Source organism: Gabonia massiliensis (assembly GCF_001403595.1).
Taxonomy (GTDB): domain Bacteria; phylum Bacteroidota; class Bacteroidia; order Bacteroidales; family Coprobacteraceae; genus Coprobacter; species Coprobacter secundus.
The window spans coordinates 1,546,626-1,559,532 of the sequence record NZ_LN877940.1 but is presented as its reverse complement, the minus strand read 5'-3'; the positions used below and the strand labels follow the sequence as shown (position 1 = coordinate 1,559,532).

General features: G+C 41.8%; 6 protein-coding genes and 1 tRNA gene. All 7 read right to left on the bottom strand.

All coding sequences use genetic code 11. From position 1 onward, the window contains the following. Nucleotides 1–138: 138 nt before the first annotated feature. Nucleotides 139–211: transfer RNA gene (locus tag BN2628_RS15885), tRNA-Glu, on the bottom strand. A gap of 282 nt (nt 212–493) precedes the next feature. Further along, a complete protein-coding gene (locus BN2628_RS15880; RefSeq protein ID WP_021930128.1) occupies nt 494–1,633 on the bottom strand; it encodes an aldose epimerase family protein in 1,140 nt (379 codons plus the stop codon). Between the two features lie 37 nt (nt 1,634–1,670). Continuing rightward, a complete protein-coding gene (locus BN2628_RS15875; protein ID WP_055099916.1) occupies nt 1,671–3,482 on the bottom strand; it encodes a glycoside hydrolase family 2 protein in 1,812 nt (603 codons plus the stop codon). A gap of 90 nt (nt 3,483–3,572) precedes the next feature. Further along, a complete protein-coding gene (locus tag BN2628_RS15870; protein ID WP_055100643.1) occupies nt 3,573–4,589 on the bottom strand; it encodes a family 43 glycosylhydrolase in 1,017 nt (338 codons plus the stop codon). A gap of 5 nt (nt 4,590–4,594) precedes the next feature. Continuing rightward, nucleotides 4,595–8,515, bottom strand: a complete 3,921-nt coding sequence (locus BN2628_RS17675) for a beta-L-arabinofuranosidase domain-containing protein (protein ID WP_257606519.1) — start codon at nt 8,513–8,515, stop codon at nt 4,595–4,597. 94 nt (nt 8,516–8,609) lie between these two features. Further along, nucleotides 8,610–10,679, bottom strand: coding sequence for a beta-L-arabinofuranosidase domain-containing protein (locus BN2628_RS15855; RefSeq protein ID WP_055099911.1), 2,070 nt, complete (start codon nt 10,677–10,679; stop codon nt 8,610–8,612). Between the two features lie 143 nt (nt 10,680–10,822). Continuing rightward, on the bottom strand, nt 10,823–12,907 hold a 2,085-nt coding region (locus BN2628_RS15850; protein ID WP_055099904.1), incomplete at its 5' end, for a glycoside hydrolase family 2 TIM barrel-domain containing protein.

The following is a 12,907-nucleotide window of genomic DNA, read 5'->3' as shown; positions in this document are numbered from 1 at the left end:
GTAAAATACAAAATAACATACTATATTACACAAATTAAAGTAATATACTATTTTATACACAATTATCACTCTTCAGAGTAGAGCCGTATCTAAAAAAATAAAAAACACCCATAATAACATACTATGAGTGCTATACAGTAGCGGATTCGGGAATCGAACCCGAGTCTCATCCGTGAGAGAGATGCGTGCTAGGCCACTACACTAAACCGCCATAAATAATATCTTGCCTTAAAGACGACACAAAATTACAGTTTATTTTTTATATTGCAATAAATTTTTCTTATTTTCTTATCTAAATTTTACACCCGAAAAAGTAATATTACCTTCTCTAAAAAGAGATATGAAGGACGTATGATATACACCTCTCCCTTTATCTGCTGTCCCCGAAAAAACAATCAAGAAAATAAACCGCACATAGACAATAACCCCCGGCACCTATTATAAAGACACCGGGGATTATCATATCTTAAAACTTGCTATGCGGTAACTATCTTTATTTATCGACGGAGAACTTAAAGATACACTGACTCTTATAAGTCTCACCCGGTCTCAACACAGCAGTAGGCCAGTCAGCCTTATTAGGCGTATCCGGGTATTTCTGAGTCTCAAGACATACCGAAGCCCTTTGATTGTACACGATACCTTTCTTTCCGGTCAATGTCCCATCCAGGAAATTACCACAATAAACCTGAACACCGGGTTCATTAGTATATACATCAAGTACAATCCCCGTCTTCGGAGACTTCAATGACGCAGCCTTTTTCGAAATATCACCCTTGGTATTCAATACCCAGTTATGATCATATCCTTTACCATTTTTTATCTGCACAAAAGCAGTATCGTTGATACGTTCACCGATAGCAGTAGGAGTACGGAAGTCCATATCAGTACCCTCTACGGGCAATATTTCTCCTGTCGTCATAAAAGTACTGTCAACCGGAGTATAAGAATCAGCATCTATTGTCAACAAATAATCCGAATTATCCCCTGTCGGGTCACCGTCGAGATTAAAGTACGAATGATTAGTCATATTTACAACCGTCGGCTTATCGGTCGTAGCCTCATACTGTATATCGATAGCATTATCATCGGTCAATGTAAATTTCACATTACATGTCAAATTTCCCGGAAAACCTTCTTCCCCATCCTTAGAAACATAAGTCAACTGCAATTCCTGGTCATTCAATTTTTGGGCATCGAATATCTGGTACTGAAAACCCTTAGGTCCGCCATGCAAACAATGTCCGTAATTATTCTGAGGCAATTGATACTCAACACCATCAAGAGTAAATTTACCTTGATTGATACGATTGGCATAACGACCTATAGTAGCACCGAAATCGCTTGGATATTTTATATAATCCTGTATCGAATCAAAACCCAGCACCACATCTCTCATGTTACCGTCCTTATCCGGGACCATAACAGATACGATACGGCCTCCGAAATTAGTAATACAAACTTCCATATTGTTCTTATTTTTAAGAACAAACAAATCGGTCTTCTTACCCTCTACCTCCGTTTGGAAATCGCTTTCTTTCAGACCGGAAGCTGTCAGTGATTCTGTGGTATTCTTACCACCTGAGCAGGCACATAACAAAGCCAGGCCCACTACCCACATTAAATTTTTCATTGGTTTCTATTTTAAAGTTTTACACTCTATCTCTTCCTTACTTATCTAAAGAACGACAAATACTGTCATTTATTTTCTTCAGCTTCTGCTCATCTACCTTAATCACCTTACGATCATAAGTCATCAGGCCATTTACTTCGACTTCGACATCCGTCGTCTGGGTATATACTGCAGCCGAGAATCCGTTTTTAATCAATTGCTTCAACTGTTCGGCAAATTTTGCATATTCCTTCAACACCTCATCAGAACTGTTAAACTGTACATACCCCCAATTGCGATCAGGTTCCCAGATATGGCCTTTGACAACCATTCCTATCCCTCCGTATTCACCCAATACATTAGCACGTTGTGCATCATAAAGATACATTTCAGGTCCGGGATAATTATGCAGGTCGAGTATATCCCCGCAAGTATAGTGATTTCCTCCACTCGCCGGGTTTACCAAACGAGTTGGGTCATAAGCCTTGGTCCATTCTGCTATCTCAGGAGTTTTAAACTGTCCCCACGCTTCATTGAACGGAACCCAAGTCCCTATACAAGGATATGAATAAAGGCAATCGATAATTTCTTTCCACTCTTTTTTATAATTGGCTTCCGACTCGGCAGAACGTTTCACCTCCGTTCCGGTGAAATATTGGCGGTTTTGCCATTCAGGATTCCTGTCCCCACTCGGCATATCCTGCCATACGATAATACCCAACTTATCACACCACGTATACCAACGGGCAGGTTCCACTTTGATATGTTTTCTTATCATATTGAACCCGAAGTCCTTCGTTTTCTGGATATCATATACCAAAGCTTCGTCCGTAGGTGCCGTATATAAGCCATCAGGCCACCAACCTTGGTCTAACGGTCCGAATTGGAATAAATCCTTATTATTCAATTGCAAACGGACTATGCCGTTAGAATCCCGATGAGTCGAATACTTACGCATAGCCGCATAACTCTTCACTTTATCTACAGCCTTACCATTCGAAATCAGTGATACTTGCATGTCATATAAGAAAGGAGAATCCGGCGACCACAATTTCACGTCTTTAGGCATGAATATCTCTACCGGCAATCCGTTTATAGATACCCCCTTAGCCACTTGTTTACCATCCTCCGATACCACAACCTCAATACGGTCTGCATCCGAAAGATTCTTTGCCGCAACTGACAAAGTCAACATATTGCGGTCTATATCCGGAGTAGTTTTTATCAACTGGATATACTTCTCCGCAACCGGTTCCAACCATACAGTCTGCCATATTCCACTTACCGGAGTATACCATATTCCCCCCGGATTATTTACCTGTTTGCCTCGTGGCTGGTATCCCTTATCCGTAGGGTCCCATACCTTCACCGTCAACGTGTTATTCCCCTTCTGCAAAGCCGGAGTTATATCAAAACTAAACGGAGTGAAACCTCCCGTATGAGAACCCACCTTCACATCATTTACCCAGACATCGGTCTTCCAGTCTACAGCACCGAAATGCAAGATAATATTTTTATTTTTCCAGGAAGAAGGTACGGTAAACTCCCGTTCATACCAGATTTCATTTTCAGCACCTACACTCTTTCCTACTCCCGATAAACTCGACTCAACAGCAAAAGGAACCAATATTTTACCGTCAAACTGCTGCGGCTTCTGTTGATTGGCGGTGACTATCGAATAGTTCCAAAGACCATTCAGATTCTGCCACTCACTCCTTTCCATAATAGGACGAGGATACTCGGGTAACACATTATTGACATCTATTTTTTCAGCCCAATCTGTCTTTATCCGGTCCCCTGCCGGTTTCCACTGAGCAAACATAGGGATAGTAAATGTGGCTATAACAGCCGATAATAATACCTTTCTCATGATACACTGGTTATTTTGACAAATATAAAAAAATAAATGTACAAAATACAATTAACAAATCTTAATTAATGATTAACAATAAATAAAATCTTATTTTCTCAGACTGGGAATTCCTTCATGCCACCAAACTCTTTTATTCGACAACAGCCAACTCTTTCCATAATCATCATTTCCCTGAAAAAACAGAAAGGTCTTGCCTCCCGGAGCCCTGAAAATATGCGGATGCCCCGATTCGCAATAATTCCATGTATCCCGGTCTCCATGGCTCAAAAAAGGTTTATTACTCATCTTCTCCCAATGGATACCGTCTTTACTTTTGGCAACACCGATTTGCTGAGGGTTATTATTATATGCCCCGGCATAAAACATATACATCCACTCTCCGAATTGCACCACAGAAGGAGCTTCAACACATTTTCCCTCCCAAGGATATTCCGGTACCAAAACAGGCTTATCTGCAGCCTCCGTCCAGCAATTACGAGCAAAAGATGCCCCTGCCGGAGCCGTGGCCACTCCAATAATCTGTGTACTGAAATCAGGGGTACGCGTAGCATAATAAAGGTAATACTTATCATTGCAAAAGACCACCTCCGCATCTATAGCTCGCCCGCAATTCCAATCACCTGAAGGGGCAAATATAGGATTGGAACTATCACGCGTAAAGTTTATCCCGTCTACCGACCAAGCATGACAAATAGCATCGCAATTCCCATTGCCATAACTTTGATAAAAAAGATGTATCGTATCGTTCCTTACCAGTCCACCGGGAGCACAAAATCCCCGAGCTTCATACGTTTCCTCCGGCTCTATCTCTCCTATCCGTTTCCACTCTCTCAAATTTTTACTTTCCGCTATACCGATACCCCACCCTTGCATACCTGAAGCATTCTCTCGAGGCGGAATGGAATAATACATTAAATAACGACCTTGAAAAAACAGGACATGAGGGTCTTTGGAAAAAGGTCTCCCCACTCGAGTCGTATCACCGAAATACATTTCATGCTTTCCCGGATGCACAATATTTCCGGATTTCCCCGGCCGAGCCAGGGAAAATCCGGAAACACCAACTAAAAAAGCACACACTATAATCAACTTTTTACTCTTCATATTTTTCATTTAAGAGTTTTCTGCACTCGCAGACCGAATATACCGCCAGCAGTCATACCCGGAAGAGCTTTTAATTTAACAACCACTTTTTTCTTACCCCGAGTTAAATGATTCGGTATCGGATATACCTTTTCTATCAATGCACTATAAGTCTCAGCACGAAGTTTTTGGTCTGCAATCTTCCGATTATCTACCAGTATATCGAATTCCCGGTTACCTCCATCTGTACTGTTATAAGTCAGTACCAACTCCATAGGAGACGTCCCGTCTACTTTCACAACATAAGAAAACCAACCTCCATTCGAAGCATCGCGCCAAGAGTCAGCTCCACCTCCCGAATGAGTATTTTCGCCCTTCAATTGATGTTTTTTCTCCGAAACTTCATTACCGATGATTACTTTATCCACGATACGTCCCTGATCTATCAACTGACGACGAATAATATTCTCTTCATACGGGAACCATACTGTCATTTCTCCTGTCCCCCGGTGTGAACGAGCATAATAAGGAATCAGCGTCAATGTATCCTCTTTTTCCTTTATAGTCGTATAGTTATTTTCCGAAACAATCCGTCGGGCATCTGTATCCTTCAGCAATACGACACCATCAAACATTTCGGAAGCCGGTTGTACATCGAATTTTTGATTTTCATTCATAAGGAAATTCATAACCTCACCCTTATTATCGGCAAATTCCGCACAATATACAATAGGCCCTCTTTCTATAGACAGATAGCCCCTGTCCGCTTCGACCTGCTCATTTGCCAAAACTTTATGAACATCCATCGGCAAAGCAAACTCTACAATATCGCCTTTTTGCCAGATGCGTGATAATACAGCATATCCTTTCTGCATGTCATAATCAACCTTCTCTCCGTTGACATATATATCAATTACAGAAATATTCTTATCGGTATAAGCATATAAATCCGAACCTACAGGCATATCGCGAACCCAACCCGGAATACGGAGCATAAGATCAAATGCCTCTATCTTGTCAGGCTCAACAGCCAGTTTTATCTTACCATCCCAAGGATATTCGGTAGACTGCGCTACCCTTAGATGCGTACCGGTCTTCAAGACAACATCAGCAGTATTCGCCCCATACAGATTTACATACATGCCTTTGTCCGAAACTGAATACACATATCCCGGAACCGACGGTATAAAACGTGCCAAATTGGACGGACAGCAAGAACAATCGAACCACGGGCTCCGCAACGAACCTCCTTTATCGCAAGACAACACATTAGGATAGAAAAACTTAGAGCCATCCAACTCCAGTCCGCTCAACACACCATTATACAACGAACGTTCCAGAATATCTATATACTTCGAATCTCCATGCAACATAAACATACGCAAATTCCACATACAATTGGCTATAGCAGCACAAGTTTCGCAATACGCAGTACTGTTCGGTAATTCATAATCCCGACCGAACGCCTCTCCATGACGTGTAGCACCTCCCCCGCCTGTAATATACAATTTCTTGCCTACAACATTATTCCACAACTTATCCACCGCCTTCAAATAATCACTATCATCCTTCAAGGCCGCAATATCCGTCATAGCTGCATACATATAACCGGCCCGTACAGCATGTCCTACCGCTTCGTCTTGCTGAGTGACCGGCAGATGGTCCTGCCAATAAGCTCCGCAACGAAACTGGTCCTTACTGTTCCTGTCATATCCTTCATATTTGCCTCTGGCATCCAGAAAAAATTTAGACAGATTCAGATAGCGTGTATCCCCTGTAGCTCTGTACAGTTTGACCAAAGCCAGTTCCACCTCCTGATGTCCGGGAGCCACAGTTATTTTCCCTGGTTCCGGACCAAAAGTTTCACACAACAAATTAGCATTTTTAATGGCAATATCAAGAAACGTACGTTTTCCCGTAGCTTTATAATGAGCTACAGCAGCCTCATACATATGACCCACATTATACAACTCATGACTGTTATCACGCTCATTCTCCCAACGGTGTTTCGCAGCCCAAGGATGCAACGGATTACTAATCGTACGGTTAGTATACAGATAACCGTCCGGCTCTTGAGCTTTCCCTATCAAGTAAATCAGGCTATCCATATAAGCATCCAATTCGGGATCTTTCTCCACAGCCAACAGATAAGCCGCTCCTTCCATAATCTTATACACATCCGAATCGTCAAACGGATACGGAGAATTAAAACGTCCCTCTTTCAGTTTCCCGGCAATAGCAAAATTATCTATACGGCCGGTTTCCTCACATTTGTCAAAAGCAAAAGGCACAGTTACATTTCTTACGGTCTCGATACGTCCCGCCCAAAATTTATCAGTAAAATGTACATTGGTAAAAGGCACATCCTGATACGTATAATCTTCCAGACGCTTTACAGTGCCGTTTTTCAATGATACCTTTTTAAAGTAAACCGGACATTTCCTATCCCCCTTTGCAACTAAACCGATACGGAAACCCATTCCCCAAGGAACATAGGGAGATGCATCGATTTCATTACCGGCTTTTATCCACTTTCCGTCACTCGATTTATAAGAAAAAACAAGCTTATAACCATCCGATACCATCATCCGTATATCCGACTGCTCTCCATTCAGATTCTCTACTTCCGACAAAACCGTTGTCTCGCCGTTTATCGTTTTCCAAACATTTATTTTCTCTTTCGTTGCAGAAATACCTATACCGGCCAATGGTGCACCAAAGCCATTATTCGCACCACCGATAATCGCGATACCGGCTGCAGCCGGTTCCTTTTGTAATCCTACTGTTGCCTCCAATGTAAAATTCAAAGCCTTTATAGGCTGCACCAACAAGCTCCCCAAATCTTTATTCTCATGCGAAGCATACAGACACAATCCTTTCTCCCCCGTAGAAAACTTTATCTTCTGTGTCACTCTCCATTGCCACAACGGATTTAACGTTTTACCTGTAAAAGTATCGGTAAAGTCGAGCGACTCGTTTTTACGATTATAAGATGCATCATTTTTGAAATAAGGCCACCCGTCAGCCGTCCAGTATATTTTCTCAAGTACACCCTCACGGCCTACATATACCGAGCCATTCCGGTTATAAGCGTGATAAAGATAATACAGGTCGCCTCCATTTTCTACAACCGTACCATGCCCGGGACATTTCCAGTCGGCATTATCAACCAATATCGGATTTTTCTGATATTTTTCCCACTTGCCCAACAAGGTTTTGGACCGTGCCACTCCCGTCTTATAATTACAATTTTTATCACAACAGCCCGCAGCAGAATATATAGCATAAAAATACCCGTCTTTTCGGAACACACATACTCCCTCTACCAATCCTTCTTCCCAAGGAGTATCGTTCACAATCAAAGCATGCATTTCTCCGACCAGCTTTTTGCGGTCTTCCGTCATTTCCTGAGCCCAGATGGTTGTCGGACGCCCCATACTGTTTCCGTCTTCTTTCCACAACAAATACAGCTTCCCGTTTTCATCACGTACCGCAAACGCATCTATCGAACCCAGTTCTTGTGCAACCAACGGACCCAAATCCTTATAAGGACCTTCCGGAGAACTTGCCACAGCTACGGCACACGACAATCGATTCGACGATTTGTCCCGGGCAGTATAATATACATACACCTTGTTCTGAGTCTCATCATAAGACAACTCCGGAGCCCAAAAATTATTCAATGCCCACTTAGGTGCCCCTTTGGGAAATACATAACTTACCAATTCCCAGTTATTCAAGTCCTTCGATTTAAAAATCGGAAATAAGGGACTCCACTCATTCGACGTAACTATAGCCCAATACTCATCCCCGATTTTTATTACCGACGGGTCAGGACGATCACCGGGTAGTACAGGATTAATAGGATTCAGTGCAGCCGATACATCAAAATGTCCGCTGAAAAACAATACTATAAAGAAAAAGCATAATGTTACTGTCTTTTTCATGATAAACTTTTATTTTATAGAGATTTACACTAAAGAAAGAGGACACTCTGGCACATCCTCTTCCTCACATTTACTTCTAACTTCTGAATCGATTTTATTTTTGATGAGCTACCGGGAAAGCAGAAATTCTCAATCGTGCAGCCCCCATAGGTACCAACGTTATATCCTCTATGGAATCGCTTTGCTTGCAATTTTCATCGGGCAATACTCCACATAACCCATATTTATCTATTTTCCATGAAGGCACTCTGCACCCCTTTGCTTTAATTATAATTGGAACAGAATTCGCAGAAAACGGAAAATCATCAGAAGGCCATTCCCTCTTTTCGACAACCATTTGTCTCAAATCATCAGACGATGCACACAACGCATAATTCCACGGACTTCCCGGATATATTTCATAAGTAGGCCATGCATCTACATCCGCATCTTTTTGCCATTTCGAGTCCCAAATGGCATTCTCATTACTCTTCACTTTCTTGTAATCTTCTTTTATCAACAGCGAAAAGGTCAACGGGCCGTAATTCACACTTACACTCTCTTTATTTGTCGGCCAAGACACAGTTTCTATCTTCATCGGGAAATGAAGTGTAACTTCATCTCCGTTATTCCATTTCCCTGACAAGCGGACATATTTGCCTCTCTTAGCCTTTACCCCAGCATTGCGGCCATTTACTTTTACCTCAGCATTTTCACACCAGGAAGGAATACGGAGATAAAGTGGGAATTTCACCGACTCCGGCATCTCCATTTTCAAACGTATCGTTTCCTCAAACGGATATATTGTCTCTTCCGTAATTTTTACAGGCACACCCTTTTCTCCCACCTTTATCGTTGCATAACATGGTCCATAGATAGCCGTTGCAACTCCATTATCGGGAGTTGCCAAGACAAGATGTTCTATATAATAAGGCCATCCCTGAGCATGGTTATGCTGACAACAACGGCTGCTGAACGGATTCATGGCCAAAAATGGCCCCCCGTTATCAATACCGGGCTTATGGTCTTTCGAGTCACTGACTACTTGATTAGGGCAAGTAATATAACGCAACGCTTTAAAATCCGGCATCACTGCTGCCGGATAAGAATTAAAAGCTACTTCCTCGCAATGCTCTGCCCACATAGGGTCTCCGGTCATACATAATAACAGCTCATCAGAAGCCATTTGCTCTACAAATCCGCAAGTCTCTGTTCCCTGACGTGGGTCTATGTACCCCATACGGGCGTTCTCATCAGCACCGAACATTCCACCCGGTACTTGTCCGAAAATACGACGCACCAGATTATGCACATTATAAGTGGCAGCCAAATCGGCAGAGTCGCCCGAAAGCATATAATAAGTCGCCGGTTCTCTGAAACATTGGGCAATATTCACATTATGCCAATTCGGTAACGAAGAATCGTTAGTCCAGTCTGCTGTATTACGGTGTATTTTTTTAGCCAAATCAAGCAAGAACTTATCTCCCGTCTTATTATATAACCAATATACACTCAACAAATTATCTCCTCCCCGGCTATTCTCCCAATAATCTTTCAAGAATTGCTCGTCAGGAACAGTCATTTGCCATTTAAAATAATTAGTCATCAAGTCTATTACTCGGGAATCTTGTGAATATTCATAATAAGATTGTAAGCACCAAAGCATAATCATATTGGCCCACAATTCTTTTTTCCCGTCCTTTTCATTTACCGGGCCGAAATATCCGTTTGGTTGCTGACTACGTATAGCCCCTTCAATCCAAACCTTCGCTTCAGATATCATTGCTGTATCACCCAATATATAAGCCAAATCGCCATACCCCTTCAGCCAATACGGAACTTCTTCCCAGCCATGGTCTCCTCCCGACATCAGCCAGGCATTATTATCTTTCTCCAACCAAGCACTGATTTCACCCAACTTCCCGGTAAGGCCATCCCTTTGCAAAAGAAGATATTTTTTCAACCACCCCGTCGGCTGTACCTGGCCGACAGGCAATTTCATAAAATTTTGAGGTTGTAAAGGGGCCTTATTTCCGGCATAGCTCACATTCACTGCCGACACATTAGGCCTCTCTACTACCTCAGCTACTACATGGGACGACTGATTTGAACACGAAGACATAAAAGACACACAAAAAAATGTCCCCATTATCGTCCCAGCCAAATATTTCAATTTTTCAAACATATTAGATAGATATTGTATTATTACCTGATTCAACGAAAATTACAAAGACAAAAATAATCTTCTTCATTTTCTATCTATAAAACTATTCTGTCATAAAAAGATACAATTTTCTCAAAACTGCAATATGCTCCAATTATATCATTCTAAAGCAATTTTTTTATACTCAATCCACTGATTACAGGCTTTCCTTTCACAGGAACAAGCTCTACTTCCAGTCCATTATTCGTATCCACTATTATCGTTTTGGAAACAGCCCTCTGTTCTCCATATTCCCGAGCCAGATTCAAGTTCGAGATACACACTGTTCCATTCACCGAAACATCGAAAACCCTGTCTCCATTTCCATCTGTTCCACTACGCTTACCATCTTTCCGCTCATTTCCATTAAACGGTTCAGTAAAATGCAATACAACTTCATACTTCCCTTCGGGAACATCCAGCCTATAACGTGCCGTACCTAACAAAAATGTCTGATACAAAGGCTCCAAATCCGTATCCTTTATGTTAGCACCTACACCTTTTCTAACCCCGTCATGTGTAGGATTTCCAGGCCATGAATCAAAAGGCTTTCCGTCCACATACCCCCATCCGCCTTGTCGGTAGGGCTGATCTGGAATCCAGATTTTAGAAATCAGAGGGTCAGTAAAATAACAATGTTCTTGCCCCAAATTGATATACAATCCTTCCGAAAGCAACTTTACATTCTCTTTCATTACTGGAGATACGAACGTCATATCGATATCCAAAACATCTTTCTCAATACCGGCAACCGCCTCCAGTTGGTTTTTTCCGGAAATAAAAGGTACATCAAACGTGACCTCTCCTGCCGAAACCTTTTTCTTTCCCAAAGACCTCCGGTTATGGAACAATTCTACCTCTTCCTGATTACTGTATACCGTTACAGGACGAGTATTCACTTCCGTATTGCACACCTCCATACGTTCAGTCCAGTCAGCTCCCGAAATATGAATCATCGGCTTAGAACTCCAACGAGCCTGATAGTAATAATATATATCCTTTTTCCGACGTTCAGATGTCAACATTCCCTTCTGATTCAGATTAGGTTTGCTATCACCCCGTCCGTCAACCTGAAAATCGATAAAATTCCAGATAGAGTAACCGATAAAATAATCTCTCTTCTCCATCTCATTTATATACTCACGATTAAAAGCAAGCTGATATTCAGTACTGAAATCAAAACATTGAGGCGAATAAGAATGGACACGTTCATCACTTCCAGCACCAAATTCCGACAAAAACATCGGACGATCCGGCGAATAACTTCTCAGCTTATCGAAAGTAGGAACTATGGTCGAAAAATCTCCATGATACCATGCCTCATACACATTCACGCCATTTACATCGGAAATTTGAAACATTTCTTTCGTATCCTGTTTATAAGGCTTCTCCCACATAAAAGCATGAAAAGCTACACACGATAATCGATATGGATCTATGGATTTTTTTATCTGTTCCAATTCATGAGCCAAAGCCAGAGCTTCAGGATGATAATCCCACAACTCATTCATAGCCCCCCACATAACCACCGACGGATGATTATAATTCTGATATATCATCTCCTTCAACATCTCCTTACAATTACGGGCAAACTCCCGGTTCTTTTTTACCTCATTCACAATCGATATCTCAGACCAAGCAATCAATCCCAATTCATCGCATGCTCTGTAAATCTCCTTATCCTGAGGATAATGGCTGATACGAACAAAATTGGCTCCCATATCCTTGAGCGCCTCCATATCATTCCGGTTTATTTCCGAAGGAATGGCAATACCCAAACCGGCGTAATCTTGGTGACGGGCTGCACCCCGCAACTTTATTTTCTTACCATTCAAGTAAAAACCGGTATTATCAACGCTAAACCATCGAAAACCAAATACCGACTCCGTTTGCTGCAATACCTTTCCCGAAGAAATATCTTCTATGACAGAACACAACGTATATAAATAAGGATTCTCTGGCGACCACAAACAAGGATTCGTCACTTCAGGTAAATCTCTTTTTATGGACAAAGCAGCATCAGGTTTTATTTTATAAGTATCCAGTTTCTCAGATACCTTATTTCTGTTCTTGTCATATATTATATGCCTGACCCTTATTTTATAAGTATGCATCGACTCATTCTTAACAGTACCCAAAATTCGGACAGATGCCGACGACTCTGACACATTGGGCGTCTGTACAAGCAAATCCTCCGAAGCATAAGGTTC